Raw genomic sequence first — 26,252 nt, forward strand, 5'->3', positions numbered from 1 at the left:
ATGTTCAAAAGGGAACTCAGCCAATGGCTGGGTTAAAATTTGAGCAACAAAAAGCCTATCGGCAGAACGCTTAACATCGGAATGATTACTTCCCGTTAAACTGGCAATCTCTCGACTCGACATAGTTAATTCACGATTCATTATGGGTAATACTGAAACTTCCATTATTTTTTGCATCATGCTATTTCTCTCCACGTTTTACTCGTGACCGTACATCACGTGATTAAATGGGCAGATTGTTCTCTCCTTCACAATATCCATTAACATCAACTCAGGCATAAGTACCCCATAACCCAATCAGTAATGTCACTACAAACCAAAAACCAACGAACAAAATGTATTTAGTTAGCATTACTGAGCCTCCTGTAACATTTCTATCGCTTGCTTCCAAATGCTGTTCCATGCTTGGCGACCTGAAAACTCACTCATACGACGAATGCCTGTTTTACCTGCTAGCTCAAGTGCAATTTCTTCAATGCGGTTTTTAGGTTTAGAGCGAGAGCCAATCAAGCGGGAAAAGGCACTATCACGTTCAACGGTGTCAACTTGAACTTTTGGTTCATTCCTTGGCTCTTGGCTACGGACAGTGAGTTCATCAAAGTGTTTACGTAATTTTCGAGGACTTAAAATATTTTTGTGCCAGAATGAATCTTTGTTAGCCCAATCGAACAAGGCACAAATTTGCTCATGGGTACGCCCATCGATTTGGCGCATCAGGCGGATATCGTTCGCCCAGTCATACCAAGTAGGCTCTAATGCGGAGGGATTCAGTTTTTTAACACGACCAAACATCCATTTCGCCGTTTTTAAATCATCTTCATCTCCCCATTTCTGCCCATTAGCGCTGTAAATTACTGCTTCAGGATAACGAGTTAAAAAATCATTTTTCGACTGGTCGCTGGATTCGTCAGAATTCTGCGACGAATGATCTGTTTCTGTTGTACTCTCTGAAGTAATCTCTGTTGTATTCTCTGTAAGAACAGGCCATTTTGACCCATTCAGAACAGCACATTTTGCACTGTTTGATGGTTTCAACTTGCGCTTATCGATAAGGTCATTTTGAACTGTTCGATCAGATGAATTATCACCATTCGATTGGGTCATATTGACCTCTTCGGTCAGCAAGTGATGAGCGTAGTTAATCGCATAATAATTAGTGCGGTCATGGTTCGATTTATTGATTTGCTCGATGCGTAAAACACCCTGCTTTTTCAAATTAGCAAAAGCGCGTTTAATCGTTGATTCAGAGAAAAAAGGAAATTGCTCCTTCCACTCTTCAACGGTGTTATAAATCCAACGTGAGCCGTCATATTCAACACCTGAAGTAGTTTCAGTTAGCCAATATTGAATTTGCTGTAACAGCATCGCCTCATTTAAACCAAGACGTACCGCTAATTCAGGAATAACGACTAAAGGGCGACTTTTTAGTAATAATAAACTCATCTTGCCACCTCATTACTTAATACGTGTGTACTTCTCTTTAAATCGCTGTACAGGTTCACATTGCGGATCATCACAGCCATCCAGCATAAAAATGACGCGCTGTTTTTCTCTGTCATAACGAACAACATGAACAACAATACCTCGGTGATTTTTGTAGTAGCGATCAAGTTGGTTTGGGTTCTCATTGCTCATTGCCCCACTCTCCACTTGAAAAATAAAAATCAGCCCATGCCTTTTTAAGGGACTGTCTATCTACCAGACCTATTTTTTGTTGGTAGTTGTTTAGTTGTTCGTCAGAGGCTATGATTTCCACATAGCGAAATGACTGACGACCTGAGACAGGTAAACAACGAAATTGCTTTTTAGGTACTAAATGCGCTAATCTACTCATGCTAATTTCTCTTCACACAATTGAAATTTGCAAACCGAAGCCGGAGGCCGTACACCTTTGGCTTCACCCTTTCTGGATATAGCCATCTTTAATTTCTCTTTTGATATAACGAAACAAACGCATTCATAAATGTGCGGATCTGCGAAATTAATCCATCCAACATCATTTTTATTTTCTGCTCTTCTTCGTTATCAATAACACCATCAGCCAAACTATTTTTCATCAGTAACGCTAAATGCCCTTGCATTTCATCAACATTGCTGCGTAATGTGAATAACTCGGTTATGTCTAGTTCAGCTGGATTGACTCTATTCACTAACAAGCGATTGGATTCACGAGCAACAAACTCAGCAAACAAAACGGTTTTAGAAATATCTTGCATCGCTAACAACTCATTTAAATCAAATGAACGACAACCGTTTTTCTCATAAAGCTTGTTGTTGAATGATGTTAAAGACAGACCGAGCGCACCAGCCATTGCTTCACGTCCACCAGCTGTCGCCTCACACATCGCTTTCACTACCTGTTTTATTGATTGACAACTCATTTCCTACCACCATTGATAGATTCTTGTAGTTAACTGCTTTAAACGGTTTTGCTATTGTTTATTCAGTAAAAAACTATGGAAATCATTGTTGAGTTCCACGCAAATACGACCAATCAATATCAGGTCTAAGCTCTTCACACCGAACTACACCTAACGTCGCTTTCTCAATTTCAAGGCAACGTTCAGCAGGAATTTTGCGAACACCATTAGCCCATTGAGAAATAAGTGTCGTTGGAACTCCCAATTTTCTGGCTAGTTCTGTAGATTTTCCCCGTTTGTTACTTGTGTATGTTTTTAGTGTCATTTGATTTACCTTACATATTACCTATCTAGATAATAGCGTTTCGCTATCATTAGTCAATAGCGTTTCACTTCTTCTAATGGTTAGTGCATTGCTATCTAATGTAGAAAATAAATAAAATTGGCAATGATATGAAAACTATTGAAGAAATTAGACGTGAATGGCTTAATATGCTTATTGAACAACATAAAACTATTGCTAACTTGAATATAGCTTTAGGAAGAGCAAAAACAGATGCGACCTTATCGCAAATAAGAAATAAGGCTATAGATAGCAAAAGTGGTAACCCCAGAAATATGGGCTCCCCTTTAGCTAGAGAGATCGAAGAAAAGCTTGGTTTAGAAATAGGTACACTAGATCATACTCCATGTAAGACTGATAAATCTCATAGAAATAATAGCTTTCTAGAAGCTTATGATTCTGCTGATGACGCAATAAAGTCAATAATTGATTTTATTTTACATAAAGACACTTCCACGCCAATCCCTCAGTGGGTTGATACAGATGCTAAAGCTCATGCTGACTCGTTAGAACTAAAATCAAGAAAATGGTTTGCAAACAATAAAAGCAATAAAAATAAGATCAAAACCAGAGCTTAAACTTGCTTGGTCTGATGGAAAGCCATTATTTTTGCCTCTCAACAAATCCCCAAAAAAATAAACACAAATTTATTAGCGTAATGCTATTGACCAAACATTAGCGTTACGCTATCTTATTGGTGTCAACAATATTACCAATGCCTACTCAAATACAAAGTAAATGATTTTTTATGTGTGAAGAGAATCAATTGTGTGGAGGGAAATTAGCGTGAATAATATTACTAATGAAAAACAAAACATCAAAATCTATGCCTTAGTCTTTCATAAGAACGCGCTAACTCTGTCAACCGACAATATCCATGAAGACTTTTGGTTAGAGCTACACGAAACCATCGGTTGGATTAAATTTGTAAAACATAGTGAAGAATCTGAGTTTGTTAAGAACGGAGCACTGTTTGTAGCCACTGAACTGCGTCCGGTATCTGATTCAGTCCCTTACCCAATAGTTGAAGCACAATGTGTTTTGTGGCGTCAGCGGGAAGCTCTTTTAAGTGCTGCAGATACCCTCTCCTTTCTTCTGGGTCAAAAACGAGGAACAATGACTGATTGAGTCTTTAACCATTAACGGGGGTGTGGTGATAATGTTCTGCTCAGTCAGCCATTTTTATCAAATCTAACAATAAATAAGGGTACTGGTATTGCTTGTGAAATGTCTTATCCGGGTTGTATCAACTCGCTAGTGCCCTTTCTTATTGTGTGAAGAGATAACATGAGGTTATAGAAATGAGCCAAGAAGATCGTAAGACAAATGTCCCTGACTTTCTTTCTGAATTAGATGCTGGCGTTTTTGAAAATAAAGTCTCTGCTGTTTTAAATGATGTGGCTTTAGGCGTTTTAAATAATGGTGGAAAAGGCAAAGTCACTATTGAATTAGATTTTGCTCGCATTAGTAATTCAATGGAAGAAAAACGAGTTGAAATAACTCATAAGCTTAAATTCTCTGCACCAACACCTAGAGGAAAACGGACTGAGGAAGATACCACCAAAACACCTATGTACGTGGGTAAAGGTGGCAAGTTGACCATTATGCAAGAAGATCAAGGTCAATTATTTTCTTTACAAGGTCAACCCGAAGGTAAATTAAAAGCCATTAATTAGTTTTCTTATTTTTAATTAAACCTGTCCATTTAATTTAATACTTTTAAATAAGTAGGAGTTTACTCATGTCTCAATTAGACAGTAATGCTATTTCGCAAATTCAAGATATGACAGTGGCTTCATTAAGTCTCAATGCAATAGAGAAGTCATTATGCCCAGCGATTGTGCTTCCGAATGACTTTAAAGTAAGTAGTTTAGAAAATTTACAAGAATGTCGTTTCCGTTTTCGCGGGGAAATGAAAACAACCAGTATCAGCGACTTTGTTAAATACTCAATCAAGAATGCGATAGAAGAAGGTGTTAGTTGCTTTATTGATGCCGATGAAATGAGAGCAGAAACTATTTTTAATCTCGGCACAATAGGTAAAGCAGGTCATGCTGATAACACTGCTATTGTGAAATTAAAACAAACCGCCCCATTCACAGCATTATTAAAAATGGATGGTGTTAAATATCGTCAAAAACAATTAGCCGAGTGGTTAGAAGATTGGCACGATTATTTAATGGCATTTGATGCTGACGGTAATGTTTTAGATATCAAACAAGCTATTTCTGCTGTTCGTCGTATTACGATTGAATCAACACGCTCTGCTGAACATGAAGATGCTGATTTTAGTGCTAAGCGCTCAGTGTTAGAAAATGTTGAAGCAAAAAGCAAAGACATTATGCCTGCCACATTCCAGTTTACTTGTACTCCTTATGACGAATTAAAAGAACGTAGCATTAAATTACGTTATAGCGTACTCACTGGTGATGATATTCCTGTTTTAGTCCTTCGAATCATTCAACTTGAAAAACTTGAAGAACAAATTGCTCAAGAGTTTCGAGATATGCTTTGCAATGAATTCAATGAAAGCAAAATTGAAATATTCATTGGTAAATTTTCAGCGTAATTAATCATACAAACGCCACTAACTTGGTGGCGTTTATAAAATTGTGTGGAGAGAATAATGTCTTATATTGCAACAACAAATAAACATTTCTATTATCTCGATGTACGGATCGAAGATATAGATATTCAAGATATTGCCAGTGGCCTTGCTAATGAATGTCGCTTTAATGGGCTGATTGATAATTTCTATTCAGTTGCTCAACACTTGGTATATGTCAGCTATTTAGTTGCACCTGAATATGCTTTAGAAGCCTTACTTCATGATGCTAGTGAAGCCTATGTAAAAGATCTGCCATCAACTATATCTGATGCAGTTAATTTTGCTGACTTAATGATGTTAGCCACAGAAAAACGTGATTTGGAAATTGATGTTGGTAGTAATTGGTTAATGCTTGATGATATTCCAGAAAGTGATTTTGTTGTTAACCCACTAACACCACCACAAGCAAAGTCAATGTTCCTACGCCGTTTTTATGAGTTATGTAAAGGAAAGATAAATGGATGATGATAGTTATTTCACACTGAAAGAGTACGCAAGGAAACTAAAGATTTCTCGTCATACTATATATCGAAATCCTACTAATTTTTTTATGTTTCGAGTAGGTGGTTCATGGAGAGCAAACCGCGAAAGTTTGAAAAAATTTGAGCTAGCACAGTTTAATGACAACAATATTTACTGGCTAACATTAGTCAGTGGTGGGAGAAATTCAAAATGCCGATCTACAAAAGAGGTAAAAAATACTGGATTGATATCACATCTCCAAATGGAAAAAGAATTAGACAATCTGCTGGCACCTCGGACAAAACAAAAGCGCAAGAATATCATGACAAGTTGAAATATGACTTATGGCAACTAGATAAATTGGATAAGCATCCTGATAAGATCTTCGATGAAATTATTATTCTTGCTTTAAAAGATGCAGAAGGACAGAGAAGTTTTTCAAATAAACAGACCCAAGCTAAATATTTCTTAGGTATTTTTAAAGGGAGAAAAATATCAACAATCACAAGGGAAGAAATAGCTAACTCTTTACCTATTTATAGTACAGCGAGAAAAAGAAAGCTATCTAATGCATCTAAAAATAGATATAGAGCTTTCATTATGCGAGCTTTTTCACTTGCTCATAAAATGGGATGGATTAAAGAACAATTATATATTCCAAGAATGAGGGAACCTACGGTTAGAGTCCGATGGATTAAAAAAGAGCAAGCAATTGATTTAATTAATAATTTAAAACTTAAGTGGATGAAAGACCTTGTTAGTTTAGCTTTACTGACTGGAGCCAGACAAGGAGAATTACTTTCATTAACGTGGCGCAATGTAGACTTAGACAAAGGTATAGCTATTATTACTGCTGAAAATGCAAAGTCGAAACGAGCTCGCACTCTTCCACTTAATGAAGAGGCAGTAAATATTCTAAAAAATATCCCACGAAAATTCGATTACATATTTACTAGAACTGGAAAGAAAAAACATTCAATCGGCTTAGAGGATTTCGCACGAGCAATAAAGTTAACTAGATTGGTTGATTTTAGATTTCATGATTTGAGACATACATGGGCAAGTTGGCATGTGCAAAATGGAACCCCATTGATGGTACTTAAAGAAATGGGAGGATGGGAGACTTTAGAAATGGTTAAAAGGTACGCCCATTTAAATACAGAACATTTAAGTAAATATAGTGAACTCGTCACAATTTCGCCACACTCGATAGATAAGACCAAAAAATGAAACAACTAATATCTTAATTAATTGATATTTTACAATAGTAATAATGCTCTATTATATTCAATTCAATAAAATTTAATGCTTGAGATATCATAAAATAAATAATAAATCTCAATCTATTAATATTTAATGAAATTAAAAAAATTAAAAGGTAAGAAAGATAGTTTACTTAATATAAAAAGGCCCTCTTACGAGGACCTTTTGAATATAGAAAGGTATCTTTTGTGTCAGTGTACGAATTAACGTAACAGAGACAGAACAGTTTGTGGTACTTGGTTTGCTTGAGCAAGTACTGAAGTACCCGCTTGTTGCAGAATTTGACCACGGCTCATGTTAGAAACTTCTGTTGCATAGTCAGCATCTAGGATACGGCTACGTGCAGCAGATAAGTTGTTAACAGTGTTGTTCAGGTTGTTGATAGTAGATTCAAAACGGTTTTGAATCGCACCTAAAGAAGAACGCATACTATCAACGGAGTTAATTGCTTCGTCTAAAGTTTTCAATTGAGCTTCAGCCTTTTTAGTCTTTTCCTCCTCAACCTTAACTTCTTCAGGTGTATAAACTTTAACCTCTTTACCAACTTTATATTCTAAGGTTTTTGCTTGAAGTGGGTCAGCTGGGTTTTTAACTGATACTTCAGCTTCATAAGTTTTACCGCCAACAGTGATATAATTCTTGCCATTTACTTCAGCAACATCATCTACTGTAGCAGCAGGTGCTCCATCAATTGATGCTTTACCTAAGTCAGCAGCAACAATACCTTCACCAACTTTAGCTGGAGCCAACTGTGCAGCTGTTTTTTTACCAGCGGTCATTTCAGCTTTAGTTACACCACTAAATTTAGTTTCAGCACCAACTTCTAATTCGTCGATTTTCAACGTCTTGCTATCAACTTTTATCAATTCAAATTCAATTTTTTCTTTGTCGTTAGTACCAACGTGAACAGTCATAGTTGACTTTTCGCCACTCAGCACTTTAACGCCGTTGAATTGAGTTTGCTCAGAAATACGGTCAATTTCACTAAGACGTTCTTTAACTTCTTCTTGGATTGATTTGATATCTGATTCTGAGTTAGAACCGTTTTTCGCTTGAACTGTTAACTCACGGATACGTTGTAAGTTGTTGTTGATTTCGTTCAGTGCACCTTCAGTAGTTTGAGCGATAGAGATACCATCGTTCGCATTACGTGCTGCTTGAGTTAAACCATTTACGTTAGAAGTGAAACGGTTAGCAATCGCTTGACCCGCTGCATCGTCTTTAGCGCTGTTGATACGCAGACCAGAAGACAGACGCTCGATTGCACTTCCTAAAGCTCCCTGAGATTTGTTCAGGTTGTTTTGAGTTACCAGAGATAGATAGTTGGTATTAATGACTTGTGCCATAGCTAGATTCCTTTAAAATCAAGTCGATAAAATAAAAGTTTGCCTATTCATTTACGGTGTCAATCACCGGCAACAAGTTTATCGGCACCCCACATACAACCTTTAACTTTTCCGACAAATATTTCTGTGTTTTTTTATAGAATTAATATCAACCCAATGATAAATAAAGAAATTAATTTATTATTTTTTTATTCATTTTTTATCAGTTTTTATCTCAAGCCATTTTTCAGTTATCTAAATTCGACTTTGGTCATCAATAGCAATAAAAGGCTTCTATATGGCAGCCTGTTTACGTCATCAAAAATGCCAAATAGACGTAAACTTTTCGCCGATTCTACCGATAACGGTTTTTGAGGATTATTTTACGAACACAGAAAGGAGACCGGTATGGCTGGTATTGCTTCACTAGGCGTGGGCTCAGGGATGCCTCTTAGCCAAACATTGGCACAATTAGAGGCGGCGGAAAATAAACGCCTTGAACCCCTAGATAAACAGATGAAAAGCTACGAGGCGAAAATTACCGCTTACGGTAAGATCCGTAGCCAACTTGATAAATTACAGAAAGCATCAGAAGAGTTAAAAAAATTCGATAAAATTGTTGCCACCAAAGTGGATGATGAGTTTGATGCCTTTAAAGTGACTACTGACGGTAAAGCTAGCGTAGGTAACTATACCGTTTCAGTAAAAACACTTGCTCATGCACAAACATTAAAATCAATTCCAGTTAATAACGTTAAAAATCAGATTGGGGAAACGTTAGGTGCAGGTAAAACACGCACATTAGTGATAACCCAACCCGGTGAGAAAGAACCTTTACGCATTGAGCTAACAGATGAACAAACTTCAATGATTGAATTGCGTGATGCAATCAATAAAAAAGAAGGTAATGTTTCTGCCTCAATCGTTAAAGCTGAAGATGGCGTTAACCATTTGATCTTAACCTCTCGTAAAGAAGGGACAGATTCAATGATGACCATCAAAGTTGAAGGTGATAACGAACTGAATAAGTTTTTATCTAATTCACCCGATGCTGATAGCGCTCCACATAAATCAGGTATGAAACAAATCGTTGCCGCAAAAAATGCAGAATTAACGATTAATGGTATTGAAATTGAACGCCAGACCAATGAGATTAAAGATGCCCCAGAAGGGATCATTTTAAATCTTAAAAAAACGACTAACAGTAATAAAGAGAATATTGATAAGCCTGAAATTATTAATGTCGCTCGTGATATTGAGCCAATGAAAAAGGCCATTAAAGCCTGGACAGATGCTTATAACGAGTTAAACAGTACCTATAAATCTCTGACTAAATATACACAAGTAGAAAAAGGCGAAGCGGCATCAAAAGATAATGGTGTATTACTGGGTGATACCACCAGCCGTATGATTATGTCAGAACTAAAAAGCTTTGTAACAAGTTCACAAAGCACCTCTGATTTAGATACCCTTAATAAAATGGGAATTAAATTTAAGGTTGATGGCTCTTTAGATATTGATAGCAAAAAACTGGATGAAGCGTTAAAAGAAAAACCCGCTAACGTGAAAGAGTTTTTTATGGGTGATGGTAAAGAAACAGGCTTTGGTACCCAAACCTATAATTACCTAAAGAAAACTCTGCAATCTAATGATGGTACTTTAGATGTTGCCACTGATGGCGTAAAAAAACGTAAGAAAACATTAGATAGTCAAATTAAAAACACGGAACGCAATATTGCAGCCACGATGGAACGTTATAAAAACCAGTTCCAACAGTTAGATAAAATGGTGAACTCCATGACTAACTCGAGTGCCTCAATCGGCCGTCTATTAATGTAATTTTTAAAAGTAGGATAATATGTATCAACAATCAGCCAGTAAAATGTATGCTCAAATCGACGTTGAAAGCGAGATTTTAAATGCCACGCCTTACCAGCTGATCCAGATCCTATTTAATGGGGCGCTTAGCGCCCTTCGCCGTGCATTAATATTAATGGAACAAGGAAATATCGCCGGTAAAGGCGAAAATATTTCTAAAGCCATTAATATTATTGGTAACGGATTAAAACAAGGGCTGGATAAAGAAAAAGGCGGCGAGCTTGCAGAGAATCTGGAGCTCCTTTATGACTATATGGTTAATCAGCTACTCGATGCTAACTTAAAAAATAATCCAGAAAAAATTCATGAAGTCATCAAGCTCTTAACTGAAATTTCTGATGCTTGGCAACAAATCGGCACACAGATTAATTCTTATTAAATTAGAGTGGACAACAATATGGATATTATGGCGGCTTACGAGCATGTTTTAAAATCAAGTGAGCAAATGTTAACGCTTGCCAAAGATCAGCAATGGGACAAGCTGATAGAAATGGAAATGGATTATTTAAAAAGCGTAGAAAGTATCACTAAAATGATAAAACCTGCTGACGGTGAGCTGAGACTACAACAACGCCTCACGGATATGCTAAAGAAAATCTTAGAAAACGAAAATGAGACGCGAAATTTATTACGAGCTCGTCTAGATGAGCTTGGCATATTAATAAGACAGACTGAACAAGAGCAGAGGGTACAAAATAGCTATGGTCAGTTTACAGAACATAGTTATTATCCTGATCTCAATCTTAAATAACTCTCCTCTGCGCCAAAAGCGGTTTTATTAGCTAATGGCGTCTTTACTTAGAAAAAGTGATTCTTATCATTCAGCTTAACTTGTTATCGGTAACGTAAAAATCTATGTTTACCATTTTGTTTTTTTGATTACATAGACATAGATTGTACAGATTGCACTAAAACCATATCAATATGTGGAATGTTATCTTCAAGATAAGTTTCTGAATCGATAACAAAACCATGTGATTGATAAAATGAGACTAAATAAGCCTGCGCCATTATTTTTATTGTATGGGTATTAAATTGACGACACGTAGTGGCAATCGCCTCATTTATTAACTGATGGGCAATACCACTTCCCCGCTGATTTTGAGCGACAATCACCCGCCCTATTGAGGCTTCTTTAAATGCGATACCTTGAGGCAACAGACGAGCATAAGCAATGATTTGCTGGCTATCTTCCTCTTTAGCAAACAGGTGTAACGTATTTTGATCTACCCCATCCAGATCTTGATAAGCACATTGCTGTTCACAAATAAATACCTGATTTCTTAAAGCTAAAATAGCGTAAAGCTCATCTGTGGTGAGTTGTGAAAATGATTTTAAAATCCAATTCATGTGCTTTTTCCCGTGATTGTTGTGTATTAATATAATTTCTATAATTTCTTATTATCTTTCTGCGAAAGCAAATAAAAGAAATCGCCCACTTTCACTGTGGGCGATATATTAGCTCATAATAATCTGATAAATAATAATTTATTTAATTACATCATAGAGTTGCTGATTAGATAAATAATCTGCGGTTAAACCTACTGATGGGTTATATTGTCCACCATGGATCTCAGAGAACGCTTTACCCTCTTTACCCAATGAGACTTTTCGCTCATCTTTACCCGTACTTTCATAAATAGAATAGGTTTTACGACGCATTGCGATATATTTATCTGCATCATTAGCAATATCGGTGTGATAGCCCGTAATTTGTGTATCCGTTAAGGCTAATTTATTGGCTAAATCACAACCCCAACGAGTTAAACAGACTTCTGCAAAATGGCGAACCACAATACCCGGCGCATATAATGCATTTTCACCTTCACTACCATCAATAGATGCATTACCCACTAATGTGGCGTGGCGTCCTGAAATAGGGAAAATATGCATTTTAGTGTCCGCAGCGACGGTTGGGATCACGCAAGTAAATCCTTTAGATCGCTCATCTCTTGCATAAAATCCGACATATTCTTTGACGTTTTTACCCAGTGTTACTTTTTCATGTTGGAAATTCAGTGGACCGGGAACAGGGTCAATAGCAAAAATATTTACTGGAATATCTTTTAATTGAGGATCTGCCAACATCGCATTCGCTAACATATGGCAAGTAATACCACCACGACTCCAACCCACTAAGTTAACTTGTGTTGGAATAATGCCATCTTTACGGAAGATACGAATAATTTGCTGTTGAAGTTGTTGCTGAGTGACTTGACGATCGCCATAGTCATATTTACGCCATAAAAAAGAGCCTGTTACTTTGACATCTTCAATAGGAATGCCCGCTTTTTTCAGTTGGTTATACTGCTCTTCTGTCAATTTTTCACGCTGCCAATCAAAGTTACCTTTCATTAAGCAAAGTGCATGATTAACATTTTCTTCCCAACCACTACCAAATAACGAACCCTTAATATCAGAGTAATTAGGGCTTTCAACCCATAAATCATCTTCTTGCAGATTACCACTACCTGGGCCATCAACAATCAACCACTGTGCAAACTCTCTACCTTGATTGTTTTGCGCTAAAGTGGAAACTAATTCACCTTGCCAGAAGGTCGGATTATTATTATCAAATGAGTTAGACCCAGTACCACATAAATAAACGGTTAATACTGTCATAATTAAATTTCCTTTTATTAATAACTAAAAAATCAAAATAATGATTTTTATTTCCTTGTATTGAGCTATTCCTTAGCCCACCAGCACATTAACCATAAGCCTTTTTTTATTCAATGAGTAAAAATGGATTAGTACAGTTGAGATCACATATCTTAATTTTACTTACGTAAAAAAACGAGAAAATCATTGTCAGATCAAAGTAATTAAATTATATAAGTAAACACCTTATTTTTACTTATTTTCACCCGAAGATAAATAAACTGAATAAAGCTTTTTAAAAGGCAATTCTTTAAATTTTGGATAAAAAAATCCCGCATTAAATAAAATGCAGGATTTTCTATTAGATAAAATATCTTATAAACGATTAAAAGCAACTACTCTCACCGCAGGAATATCAGCTTGTGCCCCTTCTGCAACTTCCTGACATGCTTTTTCTAACGCAATATGGGGTGTGATCCCACTTTCTGTTTCTACAATTTTATGTCCGGCGTAGGTATCACCATTTCTGGAACGCACTTTATACGCAATAAACCAATATTCCATATCATCACCGTTTACGTTATTAATCATGTAATTACCATAGCCGTTTATGACTCGCTTTAATGTGATAATAATCAATAATTTTTAGTTTAATAAAATCGTTTTATAAAAAAATGAACTTTATCGTAGGAAAGTTAAGCGTGCTCTTTCATTTCTGATTGCACTAATTTTTTTATTTTTACTGCTTTTTCAAAGTGATCCAATTTATGTGTCATAATCCACCATGTTACAGCTTCCATTAGTAATTCAGGGTTGTTATTTTTATTTGCAAAAAAAGCATAAAAGGATACTCCCACCCCCTCTCCTTTGGCTAAAACCTTGTCATTACATATTTGAATTATTTTTTGTTGTAGTGATTTTCTCATATTCTTTCTATCTGTATTTTTGGCATGGTAATAAATAGCTAAGCGTAAAGACTCTATCCATGAAATTTATTCCACAGCAAAATAAGCAACCAAGCCGCGACAACCCAGCAGATAACCGCTGTAGCCAATGCTGTAAATAATTTTACATAGTTGATCATCACATAGAGTGAAATTAGATAAACCAGATAAGGAATAGTAGCCCATAGACTAAAAATAATTGTGGTTCGTAACGCTTCAATAGAGCGCTCAGCACCAACGATATAATGTGCAATAAGCGCAAAAGTTGGAAATAACGGAACCAATCCCGCGATATAGTAATGACGAGATTTCGATAAAACAGCGATTAATACCACTAAAAACGCGCCTATCAGTGCTTTAATCAATAATCCCATGATTTTTTCATCAAGTTATAAAAATATTACTACTAGCATACCTATTCACATTTGTATGTGAGCTAATTTTATTTTTAGTTATTTAAAATGTTATTAAATATTTACTAGCAAAAAAAGCTCAATAACTTTATTGAGCTTTAAAGCTTATTAAATTTTATTTAAGCAAGCATTAATCTTGTTGCCAAGAAATATCTTGTTCACCTTCTTGAGTTTTCAGCAGAACCAATTCACCTAACTCTGTTGTTTTATAGGTATTCAGTCTATAGTGCTTCGTTTTTTTCCCTGTTTGAGGATCTTTTGTTATCCAACTGATATTACCTTCAAAATCAGTTCCTTGATAATAAGTCGAAAAGCGTTTACGTTCACCATCATACCAACCAACAACAATTACTGACTTAACACCCGCCATTAATTCTTCTAAAGGAAATTCTGACAGTAATACACTATTATTACCCACAGTTGCTACACACGCTTTTCCACCCACAAAAGCACTGCAATTAGCATCAAAACCAAAAACTGATGAATTATTACCAAAAATAGCCGCTGTTTTAAAATTTCCTTCAGAGCCGACCTTAGCGTTATTTCCAGTTGCTATGCCAATACTTCCTTCAGTAAGATCTTGGATCCATATATCATTACCTGTTGATATTGCTGTTGAATTAGAGGCATAGCAATAGATAATCGCTTCGTCACCGGTCGTAATAGCCACTGAATCTTTCACAAGATTGACTTCTGCTGCTTCAATACTCTCATCTAGTTCAAAAGAATATGAGATCTCAGCTTTTTTACCTGATGCAAAAGAGATTGATTGGCTAGATGCTTCAATAAAACTTTCTGCACCTGTTGTAATAAAAAGAGAATTTTTACCATGCTTAATATTGCTTCCATTCTCACTAAACTCTACGCCTTCATTATCATAGATTTTAGCTTTATTACCAGTATGAATAATCTGAGCATCTTCACCTATACAATTAACGATTTGCTCATTTAAAGTTAAAATGGCATTTTTATTTTCTCCGCTTAAAACAAGCGCATTATTTGTTGTTACGTTTGACATAATAATATCCTTATTTAGATTTCCATTATTTAACACAAAAAACACTGTTTAAATATACAGTATATTTACTAAATAACAATCTCTATATTAAATTTTAGAAAATAAAATAACGATAATAAAATCAAATAAATAAAAGCAAGTAACACATAATATATCTATAATTAATCAAATAAAGAAAAAATAAAATAGAAAAACTTAAGAAGAAAGATGATGACCGAGCTTTATATAAAACTAATCCAACATAGGTTAAGTAACTTATTTAACAATTACTTTTGATCTTTTTAAAATATAAGAAGAGATAAAAAAGCGAGTTGCTTTGATATGGATGTGCAAAATCGCACATCAATAAAATGATGTGTCTATCTCATCCGCAAAAATCGGGGCGCTCATTATCATAAATAATAAACAATAGTATAAATATTCGAAGGTTTAATCACATTCGAAAGCTTATATCATCTATTCAATGACCTTGAGCAAATTGCCCCATTCTGTTTTGATTAGGCGCTTCTCTATAGCTATATAAAAGAAAAGCCACCTTTATCAAATGATAAGGTACTACACTTGCATGCTCATAATATGGGAGTACAGATATCGAAAATATGAAAAGTTCGAGTTAGTTCAAGATTAGCAGATGATTACCGCAAATTATTTTCTCAAGCGTTAGTGAGTTCGAGAAAGTTTGCGGTAATTTTTTGCCCCCTATACGTCCCCACCTACTACCTTCCTGCTATACTCTCCAAAAACTAACCAGATCCGTTATGAACCTCGCAAACCTAACTCAAGAAGAAAAAGACAAGATTAATGTCGATTTAGCTGCTTCAGGTATCGCATATAAAGAACGCCTCAATATGCCAGTTGTCGCGTCCGAAGTTGAACGACAACAACCAGCACATTTGAGAGCGTACTTTAATGAACGATTGGCGTTTTATCGTGAGAAAAGTAAGAGTTTGCCGGACGGGAATTCGGTGCAGTATTTGAAAACAGAGTGATTACTCTGGTTTTTGTGGCCATTCAATATCTGGCGCTAACGATGTATCCACATTTGTTAATGCATATCGATAACGTTGCCACAAATCCAATCGTTTAATATCCCTTTTTTCAATGTACCCGCCATTTTGGGCATCAGACATCGGATCGATAACGCTAGTCGCCTCACTAATTAACGATGCCTTTTTTCTCTCTTCCACCATAACCATTTCATCTTTTGTTAGTTGTGGCTTATCTCCCCATGCTGGAAGACCGTCTATTGCAATTCTAATTTTATTATCCGGGGGATTTTTAGAGAACTCCTCATAAATACTATCATCAACTAATATCGCATCTTCCGGAAATGTTCCTGCTGAAATGTAGTCGGACTTCATGTCTTCAGGATAAAACGAGTTTGTCTTTTCACTAAAAAAATACATATTAATACCCCACCGCTAGCCACATTATACGAATATTTGGCGCCGTCATTTCTGTCGCTATCTTTGATAATGTTGATTTTGATAAATTGATACCGATGTTTTTAGCTCCGTCATAATCAATTATGGATACCGATGCTATTGATGAAGGGAATGCTATTGGTAGGTCAATAAAGAAATCATCATATGATATATCTTTTCTTCCCCACTGATAAATAATCCCTGTATCACCACATTTCCACCACCCATTTTGAGATTTTAATGATGTGTTTTTGAGCCCGTAATTTCCTTTCGGTTGGTAATTTTTCACAGCCTCACTTCTTGGTAAAAAAACATCCAACTCATCTTTAGTTACTGCTACCCCCTTTTTTTTCGGTAATGTAATTGCAGTATGATAATCAGATGTGTCATTTGCTTCTTCTCGTGAATATACTGTAACTGATCCGTCAGATTCACGATAAAGACGAACTGAACCATTCGCGCAGTTAACAGATCCCCGCCCAGCAGAGTCCACTCCCCCTGTTATTGTGTGATTGCCATAATTTATTTTCTTATCTAACTCTTTCGTGAAATCACTGGTTGTTACATAACTTCCTGCTGGCTGATAGTTACCCGCTGGTTGTTTCTTTCCTAATTCCCTCGCTAATAAATCAAGACTGGGAACTTTGTTAACATCATTGCCCAACTGCTGAGAGATGCTGGCTTTATCAATCTTCTTATTAAGCGCCACATTCATCGCTGATGTAGTGACAAAATTAACTAAATCACTAATTAGCGCTGCGATACCTTTCTTCTTTGGAAGTTCAAATGATGTAACATAATTTGATTCATTATCAGGAAGCTCCCTACTGAATATGGTGACCACTCCTGCGCTGTTTCTGTAAAACCTCAAAGAGCCATCTGCAGCATTCACAGAACCATTACCTGCCGAGTCAACACCTCCTGTTATTGCGTGATTACTGAATGTTATTTTCTTATCCAACTCGCTTTTAAAGTCATTTTTATTAACAAAGGTATCAGTAGACGCTTTCTGACTCATTACGCTTGTTGTTGACGTGCCTGTGGATTGGACTACTGCGGTTTTGTCGAGTTTGTTATTTACACCTAAAAAATCAGCTAGCGGCTTCCAAGCATTTTGCGAAGTATTCGGCTGTTCTCCCTTTGTTACTTTTAATGCAACATAAAAAACAGATGATTGCTGTACCAATGCATCTTTCGGATAATCAACTGCGTCATCCCACTCAGCTAAACCACGCTGTGTTAAATACATTAACCATTCATCGACACGTTTACCGATAGCGTTGAACCATTCTAATGGGGGTTTTCCTGCTGTTCTTTCCAGTGTGACGCCCCATCCGCGAAGTACATCTGGAAATGTTTCTATCTCACCTGTTTTTGCATCTTGTGCAAATATTTTTAGGTCTGGCTTTTTAATTACTGACATTCATTAACCTCGTAAATTTTCCATCATTGAATCCGAGTGAGTACGGATCATTAGCCCACCCAAACGGGTGAGAGTCAGTGATAACTAAATATTTATAATTGACACCTATTGGCCTAACTAAGATGTCCAAGTTTTTTATGGCGTAAAGCCTGAAAGGAGTTAAATAATCAGCTGGAACTACAATATTCATTGTCATATCGTAGTTATCTATAACAAATGTTTGCTCGCCTAATAGGTTTCTTATGGAATATGTAATTCCCTCAATATCAGGTGATTGGTAATTTTTTGTGATCTTCGCTTCAATAAAAAAACGATAATCTTCATCATCCAGTTTTGATGATTCTTTCAATGAATCACCGTAGCGATAAAAAACACCTGCATTAAAACCAAGAGCACCATCAATACCTAAGAACCCAAAATAATCCTTTGGGATAAATGACTTCATTATTCGATTAATACCAACATGCTTGCCGATTAAGTCAAGCCCATATCCTGATGATTGTTTTACATTTAAGATTGTTGATAGTCGTATAACTGATTCAAATGACCTCTTTGTTTCAGATAGCAAAAGCCCGGCTGTTTGTCGGGCCTTGGGTTTTCCTCTGTATTGCCAAATTAGAAAATCTTCTCTTTGTTTACTCAATTAGCACCTCCACATCTTCCGGCCTAATTTGAGCGCACTGTCTAACTCCAACTTTCACCGAATCTGAACCATTAACGGTAATGGATTTGATATAGAAACCTTGTACTGAGTTAACCTGACAAGTTAAGCGCATAGCATAGACTGATTCGCCTATTTCAAATGATGTGTCCGATAATGCTGATTTTATGCTTTCTGTGTCAATATCATGAAACCCACCTACCCTTTCCAATAAGAGCTTAACTTTAATATTGACGTTAGATGCTCTATCAAATTTAACTGTCCTTTGTGCTCCTGCATATTCTTGAGTATTGCTGATGCTCCCAAACACACCGCAACCACCTATTTTCTTTTTAAGAATAGTCAGACCTATATCATCATCACTGCCACCAATCACAACCGCATTTAGTGAATGAGCAGGTACACCTTTATCATCTGTTTGGTTCGTGAAGTTTTCGTATACTCTAGCTTGTTTTACGTCAGGCAAATCAAGTAAAGCACCCTCAAGCCCTTGCCTGTCATCATGATTATTAATTGAGTGCGAACGCATGAACCGGGTTAATAAACTACCGTCCATCTCTTCGAACACACCTTCTTTAGCTATTTTTGTTGTCGTTATTTTTTCAACACCAACAATCACTGTGTCCATCGACAACTCTTTCCCAGCTTGAATTGAGAAAGCGCCTAATTCATGACTTCTCATATTCACCCTTGCCGATCCATTAATATCTAAAACAATATCAGCAAGTGTCACCCACTTTGATAAATTTCCATCTGAGAAAATAGAGCCTTTTGGTACCTTTACGCCTTGCTTTCCTGTTACGATCACGTCATCTAAGTAACTATAATCTGCACCTCGACGAACAATGCCGGCATACATTGCTCGTTGTTCTAACCATGCGCCAGTTGCTTTGTAGGGATCTAACATCTGAGCAATCATTGATAATGCCTGATTGATGCTGTCTATTTCTTGAGAGAATAAACCTATCATCTGCCCGTCAGGGCTATCTGCATCAATACTAATATCATCGCCGTAAATCCGTTTAAAACCGTCAGTGAGGCGTTTATGCACATCTGACAGACTATCAATAACTATCCCTGTTTCAGTTATTTGGAGCATCTGTGTTTACCTCATTTTCTTTTCCGTAAATATCAATATACGTGACAGATATTGTGAATCGTCGCGTGTCGGGATTAAGCTGGATATCAAAATCAGTGATCTGCTCTACGCCATCTGTATTTAAAACAGTGCCTTTTATCTCTGTTTCCATTGCGATGAGATTTGGATTTTTTCGCAAGTAATCAAACCAGCGAACACCATGCTCTGTGTTGAGAAACCAGTCATTACGCAGAGATAGAAGTCGCGTTAAAACAGATTGGCTAATCGCCTCAGATTTTGTTGCGTAGTCAGCTCGCCCGCTTCCGAAAGTCCAATCATGATTATTATCAAGTCGTCTTACTTTCATTAATTGGGCGCTCCTGTATTTCCATGACCGGTTTCAACACCACTATGAGTATGCGTATCACCAATATTTTTGCCGTTGTGTTTAATGGAGCCACCTGATGATTCGCTATTGCCTTTCACTGAGTGATTACCATTTATAAGCGTATTACCTTCTTGCGTATTATTTCCTGTGTGTTCGATATCGCCTTGAATAAGGATCTTCCCTTTTTTCATTCGAATAAATGTTGAACCATCATCGGTCTGCATTGATAGTGAATCACTGGAGTAATCAGGTATCTTATTTGGCTGACTACTTCCCATCGGTAGGAAGAAAGCATCAGATAAATCATGAAATCGTGTATCTAATGGCACGGATTGTTTGCCTGAAGCATACCAGCCATCAATGCAACGCTCGGAAAATATAGCCAGCCCCTCATCACCCTCTTTCAATGGAACAGTAACACAAAAGCCACCTCCACGATAAAATCCAACTGGCACATCGACTAGAGGAGGCAAGGCAATCGAACCACCATCTTTCATTAAGTGGGTTATCATTAATTCAACTGTTGCGCTATGTCCGTCACATGAAATAAGACGGGCGGGTAATGCTGTATGTATGTCTTGCCGTTGGTTTTCTGATTGTCTCGATAAAACATCCAGTAGAGATGGTTCCATTATTTTTCCACCTTTTTAAACCTGCCGCCTATGCAGGTAATTTGTGAATACCAATCATCACCAAGAAAATCACCCTCATGGCTCAATTCAGTAATTTTATAATCACCGTTATATTCAGACATGATTGACTGAACTCTAACTAAGCCACCAATGCGCAATGATGGATTACACAAACACGTTAAACTAAGACCATCATCCGTTTTCTCAGGTGAGCCAACCATTCCGGTTTCTTGTGAAAGCACAAAACCCTCGTTATCAGCAAGCACCTTATCTTTGGGTAATACAGTCATTTGACCATCTTGAATAGACCATTGAACATCGTTATTCTTGGCTATCTTGTGAAGTAACTCACGAGGATCGCCGAACATCACTTTACCTCGAGGAAGTTGCCTATCTTTTGGTAAATCAACAACACCAGTCTCTATCCCCATCGACTGAGTATTTTCTTTCAGAATTTCAGCGTCACTCTTACCAGCTGACAGTGTTTTATTTACCACTGATGATGTGTAGGCTTTAAAACCATCACCACATATCAACTCACTAATAAAATCCTCACCATCTCTCAGCGTGTTGGCTTCAACAATATCGCCTGCGTAAATTTGACGTAGTTCTTCATAGCCCACTGACAGTGAGGCCCTATTGAATTCGTTGCTTGTTAGTAAGTTACGATGAGAAGCGTTGAGGTTATAAATTCTGATAACTGCGGGATTTGGTTCTGGTGTTAATGTTTTTTTTACTTCGAAAGTTACTCTAAGGTTTGTTATTTCTAATGATTCTTTATCGCTGCCAATAACTAATTTAAGTTGTCGTCCGAATTGCCTCACGCCAAACCTCCTTATCAACAACATATAACCTAAGTCGATTACCTAGCTCATTTTGAGAGACCGAGTTAATACCGAACTGTGACTTATCAGATAGCATTAGAATAAAAGGTAAGTTCTTTTCTAACAGCGAAGGCGCATTAACAGCTAACCCCTGACGTTGAGTGATCACTCTATTTTTATCCGCATCGAATAGGTCAAACTGCCAGCCTTTTGATACAGAATTAAAATAAAGTGTTAAGCGAATATTCATATCGAACAATATAAATATCTGCTCCTGACTGGGTTTGCTTGATACTGGTATTTCATAAATCATGGCTTAATCCCCATCATATCTTTTAGCGCGCCTGCACCGTCTTTTATGAGAGATGAATTACCACCTTTAACCTTATCAGTAGGTTGTGTGCGCCCCATATTCTGTTTTTGAGGCTGACCTTTTAAATCAGGATGAAGCCCTTTTGCGGTCTGATTCTCAACAATAAATATCTCCTCAAGGGTTAAAGTAACCTCAGCAGAACCCGGTTTATCTTGAATCGTACCGATATTCGTTATCATCATGTTTTTGTATAACTTAATACCCGTTTGCACATCTATCGTTTCACCGCGTTTTTGCAGTGATAACAAACTATCGTAAGCTCGACCAACTCTATCTAGTGTTTGAGATGTATCAGCGCTACCTATGCCAGAATCGGGATACCACGGTGCTAATACTTTTCCTACGGCATCAAGACCAGCATTAGCAATGCCAATATATTGCTCAATCATTGCTTCTGCTTGTTTTGTATTCGCTGATATTTCTAATGGCAATGGGTAATCATCAAGCACGGAAGTATCGAACCCCGTCAGGTTCTTAAAGTTTTTAGGTGGCTCATAACCAACAACAACGCCTGTTACAGTTAATGTTTTAGGTTCTAGAATCGCGTGATCTGCAATGTCAGCACCAGACTCAACAGGGTTCTTTGTTAGTCGTAACGATGAGGCGTGCTCTTCTCTTACTGTGCAATCGAGAATGAAGTCACCAATAGAGCGTGTAATCACCGACGCTCTACCTGTAAATAAACCACTTGTTAAGTCCATATTGGCTCCAATAAAAAAGGCCGCTTATGCGACCTTTTGAGAAATTTTAATATTCAAAAACCAAACTGCTCATGGTAAATACAGACTATGGTAGCAGATAAAATAAAACTTAAGATCAAAATAAGCCAATCAAAACGTGTTATTTTTGATATCTTATCAGAAACTGGAAGCTTTGGAAGATCTTCAAGCTTCATGTAAAATGAGAAACTTACCGCCATTGCCACCATAAAACCAAAAAACAAATACAACTTGTTAGATATACCAATAAAACCAGTAATGAAGAAAAAAGGTGTTACCAGATCAAGAAAATAAATAACCATTAACCAAGCTAATTGCGTCTTTGGAGTTAAAGGTGATTTATTTCTTTTCTTTATACAGCTACACAAAAACTCAATGAGTTTAATTAAAAAATATGAAACAATCCCAGCAATAAAAGAAGTCTTCAAAATACCGCTAGCTTCAACCCCCCCAAACATTAGGGATATAAAATATGGGCATAAAAAAGAAATAGCAAAAGTTACTAGGACTATTGCTAAGAAAAGAAAGATTCTAACCTTTAGTTTATTTACCACTTCTGCTTCTATTATTTTTTTTGTTGTAGTTTCTATTGTCGCTTTTATTGTAGTTTCTATTGTCGTTTTTGTTGCTGCCACTTTCACCTTCTCCCCATAACACCCTTAATTGTTAATTTAACTTAACATTACATTATTACTAATTGAAGTTAAAGAAAAAAGCCTCAGTTAAGAGGCGTGGTGAAATTCAGGTAATAAGAAACCCGCAGAAGGCAGTATTACCTTCTGAAAACAAAAAATTAATTATTTTTCTTTATGTTCAAGAGTTGAATCCCAAGGAAACCTATAAGTAAAAAAGTTATCATTGAGAAAGTTAATGAGTATGATGCAACCTTAATACTTTGTATGTTAGACAAGCAAAGCAAGGACAGGCACATTGTAACCCCAAGCTCAAGAAAAGTTATCATATAAATAAAATAAGTTGTGTGTAGATAACCACCTTTTTTAAAGTTATCTAATCTCGGCCCATCCAATCCAAAAATCACAACAACCATAGCTATAAGTAATGCCATCATTGCTGTTGAGTAGGTAACCAGAGACGAACCTAGGTTACCTAAGTTGTCTTTAAAGGTAACCGTATGGAAAAGGTATTTTTTTGACAGGTAAAGCGCACCAAATCCCACTCCATTGCAGAGTGCGATCACAGTGAGCCCTGTCATGAAATCCTTTATTTTCATACCATTACCTCTTAATAACCCAAGTTTCTTAGAGTTGCATTGTTAGTGTAGTTGTTTTCCATCTGTGTGTTTATGTCTGTAGTGCTACTTGTATTTACAAAGTCACAAACGGTATTGGACATGATTACATTCAGATCAGTAGCCACATCCCCGATATGTTCCTTAGCGGACACTGCAACCGATGTTACTTCCTGAGGCATTGCGCTCATCACTCCTGAGAATGTGTCTTTAATGTCTCTTGCTCTTTTTGGTATTATCTTTATCTCAAAAGAATCAACATCATCGTATGAAACGTTACCCGCAAATAATGTGCCTAGGCGACCAATCAGATTCTGAGACTTATCTAACTTCATTGTTATTCTACCAACGTGAGCATAGTTAAGTACTTCTTGTTCTGTTACCTGATTCGCTATCGGTTCAAAATTTATATTGTGATTATTGTTTCTTGCTAACATTACCAAGTCATAAATTTCAGCTAGCTTACCTATTCTTGGTGAGTACAAAGTATTGCTAAAGCCAATTAAATTGTTCTTAATAATGAAGAATGAAGCGAAGGCTATCTTTTCATTTGCGGTTAATATCTGAGATAAATCCACACATATATTATTACTAAGATCCAGCTTTCTAAATACATCTCTACTGTTAGTCTTTATGAACGTATATACATCACCAGCAACAGGCTGAATGACATAGTACTCTCCAGCCATATTTGCCGTGTTATTTCCACTTGATATCATTGAATCTATTGTGTCTTTTAGGCTTTCTGATGGCACGTAACCATCAACTGGAAGATACCTGTAAGTAAAATAATTTGTTTTCATCCCTAATATCCACGTAATTTTTTTACGTAATTTTAGGACATAAATTAAATTTATACATCTGTGAATAAAAACACTGGTTTTATATTCACAAACTATATATGTAGCCATAACAAGATATACTGCATATATATACAGTATATCTTGTTTTTTTGATGCCTCAAGAGAAGTCTTGTAAAGATTATTTTAGTAATTCGGCTATCTTCGGACAAGATTGGGATTGGTGCTTTCAGAAAACAACAAGCCGTCCTTGGCTTTATGCTATTTATCCGTAATGGTAAATTGTTTCTTTAGCTCTGAAACTATTTCATATTTTAATTTTGATAATGCATCATGAGTTATTTTTTCTTCATCAAATTCGCTTAGATAAAATTCAATAGCTTGAACAATTTCTGAGTTAATAGACCGTCCATTTCCTTTGCTCTTTCAGCTATAGCATCCTTCATTCCGTCAGGAAGCCTTAGATTAAACCTATCCTGTAATTGGCTTGGGTACTCTTGCGTCATTTCGTTACCTTTATTTTTATCCAATGCTTGATCATTACTACTATTGTTATGCGATTAGTGGAGTATTTAAAATATCTCCGCTTTTCTCACCTTGTAGAACTTGAGTGCGCAGGCGGAAGTTTTGTAACAACTCAATGAGAGCATTAGAGTCACGTTGTAATTTTTGAATATATTCAACACTGACAACGTTATGACCATCAACACTAACTACTTGTTGCTTGCCACCCTTATAAGAAACCAACCATCTACCTTCTTTTGGTATGGTTACAGTGATTGAGCTTTGATTCGGCTCAAAAAGTATATTTTCTTCCTGTTTAGGAATGTATTCACCTTCAAGTACAAATTTGTGAATATACTCAACCGCATCAGGTATCTGATCCGCTGTTAATTCTTCAATGCTACTAACATTGAATTTCTGGTGAACAAGAGAATAGGCTTCTGGATACATAATGCCTTTCTTGCTAACCAATAGATTGACAGCATTCTTTAATGGGTTGCGTTCTTGAACAGTTGATTTGTGTTTTTTCTTAACCTCACCAGTAGTCCAGTATTCGTAAAGTACATCGTCACATTCTTCTTGATACTTGATTACTTTATCGCGGATCTCTGGTTTGACTTTGTTAGGGCTGATAGTGTGAAGCCAGCCAGATAATTTTCTAAGAGCGATACAAACCATGTTACGCAATTTTCCATCTTCGGCAACCATTTCGATTTCCGAAACACTTGAATTAAAGCGTTGTTTTAACTTGGCAAATTGAGCACCCCATGCTAAACCCATACCCTCTACGATAGGGCGCATTGGTACATATGGTTCGCCATTGAAATTTACTACATACAAGTTGTTACCGTGGAAAGTTGCTTGGATTATTTGGTGATGATGCTTGGTATAACGGCTGGCCAACTGTTCCCAACCCTGAATATCTAAGAATGGAATCACGATTAAACGCTGTTCGTGAGGCA

35 protein-coding genes and 2 pseudogenes are annotated in these 26,252 nt (G+C 36.6%); 10 read left to right on the top strand and 27 right to left on the bottom strand.

Features of this window, described 5'->3' with window-relative positions; genetic code table 11:
- The 6 genes and pseudogenes from B6258_RS13575 to B6258_RS13600 form a co-directional block, all read right to left on the bottom strand.
- A pseudogene (locus tag B6258_RS13575) lies at nt 1-180 on the bottom strand (phage regulatory protein/antirepressor Ant); the annotation flags it as partial.
- 171 nt (nt 181-351) lie between these two features.
- Nucleotides 352-1,443: a replication protein gene (locus B6258_RS13580; protein ID WP_099075716.1), complete on the bottom strand. Its 1,092-nt coding sequence runs from the start codon at nt 1,441-1,443 to the stop codon at nt 352-354.
- 12 nt (nt 1,444-1,455) lie between these two features.
- Entirely contained in the window at nt 1,456-1,635 is a 180-nt protein-coding gene (locus tag B6258_RS13585; protein WP_004247132.1) for a DUF4222 domain-containing protein, read from the bottom strand.
- Complete coding sequence (locus tag B6258_RS13590) at nt 1,625-1,834, bottom strand: hypothetical protein (RefSeq protein ID WP_099075717.1); 210 nt, start codon at nt 1,832-1,834, stop codon at nt 1,625-1,627. The genes B6258_RS13585 and B6258_RS13590 overlap by 11 nt, the downstream gene beginning before the upstream one ends.
- 88 nt (nt 1,835-1,922) lie before the next feature.
- Nucleotides 1,923-2,381 (bottom strand): YmfL family putative regulatory protein, encoded by a 459-nt coding sequence (locus tag B6258_RS13595; RefSeq protein WP_099075718.1) that lies wholly within the window; start codon nt 2,379-2,381, stop codon nt 1,923-1,925.
- An 82-nt stretch (nt 2,382-2,463) separates the two neighbouring features.
- Nucleotides 2,464-2,685, bottom strand: a complete 222-nt coding sequence (locus tag B6258_RS13600) for a transcriptional regulator (RefSeq protein ID WP_063108339.1) — start codon at nt 2,683-2,685, stop codon at nt 2,464-2,466.
- A gap of 128 nt (nt 2,686-2,813) precedes the next feature.
- Here B6258_RS13600 and B6258_RS13605 point away from each other — a divergent pair, with 128 nt between their 5' ends.
- From B6258_RS13605 to B6258_RS13630, 6 genes are all read left to right on the top strand, one after another.
- Complete coding sequence (locus B6258_RS13605; protein WP_099075719.1) at nt 2,814-3,281, top strand: hypothetical protein; 468 nt, start codon at nt 2,814-2,816, stop codon at nt 3,279-3,281.
- A gap of 208 nt (nt 3,282-3,489) precedes the next feature.
- The gene (locus B6258_RS13610; RefSeq protein WP_129586862.1) at nt 3,490-3,831 is read left to right on the top strand and encodes a hypothetical protein; all 342 of its coding nucleotides are present in this window, start codon (nt 3,490-3,492) and stop codon (nt 3,829-3,831) included.
- A gap of 173 nt (nt 3,832-4,004) precedes the next feature.
- Nucleotides 4,005-4,379 (top strand): hypothetical protein, encoded by a 375-nt coding sequence (locus tag B6258_RS13615; protein ID WP_099075721.1) that lies wholly within the window; start codon nt 4,005-4,007, stop codon nt 4,377-4,379.
- A 65-nt stretch (nt 4,380-4,444) separates the two neighbouring features.
- Nucleotides 4,445-5,272 carry a YfdQ family protein gene (locus B6258_RS13620; RefSeq protein WP_099075722.1) on the top strand — a complete coding sequence of 276 codons (828 nt, stop codon included), beginning with the start codon at nt 4,445-4,447 and terminating at the stop codon, nt 5,270-5,272.
- 57 nt (nt 5,273-5,329) lie between these two features.
- Nucleotides 5,330-5,776, top strand: a complete 447-nt coding sequence (locus B6258_RS13625) for a hypothetical protein (protein WP_099075723.1) — start codon at nt 5,330-5,332, stop codon at nt 5,774-5,776.
- A gap of 207 nt (nt 5,777-5,983) precedes the next feature.
- Nucleotides 5,984-7,003, top strand: coding sequence for a tyrosine-type recombinase/integrase (locus B6258_RS13630; protein WP_099075724.1), 1,020 nt, complete (start codon nt 5,984-5,986; stop codon nt 7,001-7,003).
- Between the two features lie 236 nt (nt 7,004-7,239).
- Here B6258_RS13630 and B6258_RS13635 read toward each other — a convergent pair whose 3' ends face one another.
- On the bottom strand, nt 7,240-8,382 hold the full coding sequence (locus B6258_RS13635; RefSeq protein WP_099075725.1) for a FliC/FljB family flagellin: 1,143 nt from the start codon (nt 8,380-8,382) through the stop codon (nt 7,240-7,242).
- Nucleotides 8,383-8,769: 387 nt separating this feature from the next.
- Between B6258_RS13635 and fliD the strand changes: the two genes are divergently transcribed.
- From fliD to fliT, 3 genes are read left to right on the top strand one after another with little or no spacing between them, the layout of a single operon-like run.
- Entirely contained in the window at nt 8,770-10,200 is a 1,431-nt protein-coding gene (gene fliD, locus B6258_RS13640; RefSeq protein ID WP_099075726.1) for a flagellar filament capping protein FliD, read from the top strand.
- Between the two features lie 19 nt (nt 10,201-10,219).
- Nucleotides 10,220-10,618 carry a flagellar export chaperone FliS gene (fliS, locus tag B6258_RS13645; RefSeq protein WP_023581844.1) on the top strand — a complete coding sequence of 133 codons (399 nt, stop codon included), beginning with the start codon at nt 10,220-10,222 and terminating at the stop codon, nt 10,616-10,618.
- 18 nt (nt 10,619-10,636) lie between these two features.
- Nucleotides 10,637-10,990 (top strand): flagellar protein FliT, encoded by a 354-nt coding sequence (fliT, locus tag B6258_RS13650; RefSeq protein WP_023581843.1) that lies wholly within the window; start codon nt 10,637-10,639, stop codon nt 10,988-10,990.
- A 128-nt stretch (nt 10,991-11,118) separates the two neighbouring features.
- Here fliT and B6258_RS13655 read toward each other — a convergent pair whose 3' ends face one another.
- The 6 genes from B6258_RS13655 to B6258_RS13680 all read right to left on the bottom strand — a co-directional run bounded on the left by B6258_RS13655 (nt 11,119) and on the right by B6258_RS13680 (nt 15,215).
- The gene (locus B6258_RS13655) at nt 11,119-11,589 is read right to left on the bottom strand and encodes a GNAT family N-acetyltransferase (RefSeq protein ID WP_099075727.1); all 471 of its coding nucleotides are present in this window, start codon (nt 11,587-11,589) and stop codon (nt 11,119-11,121) included.
- Between the two features lie 138 nt (nt 11,590-11,727).
- Entirely contained in the window at nt 11,728-12,861 is a 1,134-nt protein-coding gene (locus B6258_RS13660; RefSeq protein ID WP_099075728.1) for a hypothetical protein, read from the bottom strand.
- Between the two features lie 354 nt (nt 12,862-13,215).
- Complete coding sequence (locus B6258_RS13665) at nt 13,216-13,431, bottom strand: hypothetical protein (protein WP_023581839.1); 216 nt, start codon at nt 13,429-13,431, stop codon at nt 13,216-13,218.
- Between the two features lie 104 nt (nt 13,432-13,535).
- Nucleotides 13,536-13,766: a DUF6500 family protein gene (locus B6258_RS13670; protein WP_099075729.1), complete on the bottom strand. Its 231-nt coding sequence runs from the start codon at nt 13,764-13,766 to the stop codon at nt 13,536-13,538.
- A 53-nt stretch (nt 13,767-13,819) separates the two neighbouring features.
- On the bottom strand, nt 13,820-14,158 hold the full coding sequence (locus B6258_RS13675; RefSeq protein WP_206073631.1) for a GlpM family protein: 339 nt from the start codon (nt 14,156-14,158) through the stop codon (nt 13,820-13,822).
- A 169-nt stretch (nt 14,159-14,327) separates the two neighbouring features.
- On the bottom strand, nt 14,328-15,215 hold the full coding sequence (locus tag B6258_RS13680; protein WP_099075731.1) for a YdhT family protein: 888 nt from the start codon (nt 15,213-15,215) through the stop codon (nt 14,328-14,330).
- 758 nt (nt 15,216-15,973) lie between these two features.
- On the opposite strand from B6258_RS13680, the gene B6258_RS13685 reads away from it, so the two are divergent.
- Nucleotides 15,974-16,204 carry a DNA polymerase III subunit theta gene (locus B6258_RS13685; RefSeq protein WP_099075732.1) on the top strand — a complete coding sequence of 77 codons (231 nt, stop codon included), beginning with the start codon at nt 15,974-15,976 and terminating at the stop codon, nt 16,202-16,204.
- Here the strand turns inward: B6258_RS13685 and B6258_RS13690 are convergent, their stop codons facing one another.
- From B6258_RS13690 to B6258_RS13755, 14 genes and pseudogenes are all read right to left on the bottom strand, one after another.
- A complete protein-coding gene (locus B6258_RS13690) occupies nt 16,205-16,621 on the bottom strand; it encodes a tail fiber assembly protein (RefSeq protein WP_099075733.1) in 417 nt (138 codons plus the stop codon).
- Between the two features lies 1 nt (nt 16,622).
- Nucleotides 16,623-18,062 carry a gp53-like domain-containing protein gene (locus B6258_RS18405; protein WP_240531590.1) on the bottom strand — a complete coding sequence of 480 codons (1,440 nt, stop codon included), beginning with the start codon at nt 18,060-18,062 and terminating at the stop codon, nt 16,623-16,625.
- Nucleotides 18,049-18,705 (bottom strand): DUF2612 domain-containing protein, encoded by a 657-nt coding sequence (locus tag B6258_RS13700; protein WP_099075734.1) that lies wholly within the window; start codon nt 18,703-18,705, stop codon nt 18,049-18,051. The genes B6258_RS18405 and B6258_RS13700 overlap by 14 nt, the downstream gene beginning before the upstream one ends.
- On the bottom strand, nt 18,698-19,822 hold the full coding sequence (locus B6258_RS13705; protein WP_099075735.1) for a baseplate J/gp47 family protein: 1,125 nt from the start codon (nt 19,820-19,822) through the stop codon (nt 18,698-18,700). Before B6258_RS13705 ends, B6258_RS13700 begins: the two co-directional genes overlap by 8 nt.
- Nucleotides 19,806-20,168: a contractile injection system sheath initiator gene (locus B6258_RS13710; RefSeq protein WP_099075736.1), complete on the bottom strand. Its 363-nt coding sequence runs from the start codon at nt 20,166-20,168 to the stop codon at nt 19,806-19,808. The genes B6258_RS13705 and B6258_RS13710 overlap by 17 nt, the downstream gene beginning before the upstream one ends.
- Nucleotides 20,168-20,821, bottom strand: a complete 654-nt coding sequence (locus tag B6258_RS13715; protein WP_202611767.1) for a Gp138 family membrane-puncturing spike protein — start codon at nt 20,819-20,821, stop codon at nt 20,168-20,170. The genes B6258_RS13710 and B6258_RS13715 overlap by 1 nt, the downstream gene beginning before the upstream one ends.
- On the bottom strand, nt 20,821-21,645 hold the full coding sequence (locus B6258_RS13720) for a phage protein (RefSeq protein WP_099075738.1): 825 nt from the start codon (nt 21,643-21,645) through the stop codon (nt 20,821-20,823). Before B6258_RS13720 ends, B6258_RS13715 begins: the two co-directional genes overlap by 1 nt.
- Entirely contained in the window at nt 21,620-21,958 is a 339-nt protein-coding gene (locus B6258_RS13725; protein WP_099075739.1) for a phage baseplate plug family protein, read from the bottom strand. Before B6258_RS13725 ends, B6258_RS13720 begins: the two co-directional genes overlap by 26 nt.
- Nucleotides 21,955-22,719, bottom strand: coding sequence for a phage baseplate protein (locus B6258_RS13730; protein WP_240531591.1), 765 nt, complete (start codon nt 22,717-22,719; stop codon nt 21,955-21,957). Before B6258_RS13730 ends, B6258_RS13725 begins: the two co-directional genes overlap by 4 nt.
- Before the next feature lie 53 nt (nt 22,720-22,772).
- Nucleotides 22,773-23,378: a hypothetical protein gene (locus B6258_RS13735; protein WP_099075740.1), complete on the bottom strand. Its 606-nt coding sequence runs from the start codon at nt 23,376-23,378 to the stop codon at nt 22,773-22,775.
- 152 nt (nt 23,379-23,530) lie between these two features.
- Entirely contained in the window at nt 23,531-23,968 is a 438-nt protein-coding gene (locus tag B6258_RS13740; RefSeq protein WP_099075741.1) for a hypothetical protein, read from the bottom strand.
- Between the two features lie 11 nt (nt 23,969-23,979).
- Nucleotides 23,980-24,789, bottom strand: coding sequence for a hypothetical protein (locus B6258_RS13745; RefSeq protein ID WP_164996177.1), 810 nt, complete (start codon nt 24,787-24,789; stop codon nt 23,980-23,982).
- A gap of 369 nt (nt 24,790-25,158) precedes the next feature.
- Nucleotides 25,159-25,292: pseudogene (locus tag B6258_RS18410) on the bottom strand (Arc family DNA-binding protein); the annotation flags it as partial.
- 46 nt (nt 25,293-25,338) lie between these two features.
- Nucleotides 25,339-26,193, bottom strand: coding sequence for a phage antirepressor N-terminal domain-containing protein (locus tag B6258_RS13755; RefSeq protein WP_240531592.1), 855 nt, complete (start codon nt 26,191-26,193; stop codon nt 25,339-25,341).
- Between the last annotated feature and the right edge of the window lie 59 nt (nt 26,194-26,252).

It is taken from the genome of Proteus alimentorum (genome assembly GCF_002607735.1).
GTDB lineage: Bacteria > Pseudomonadota > Gammaproteobacteria > Enterobacterales > Enterobacteriaceae > Proteus > Proteus alimentorum.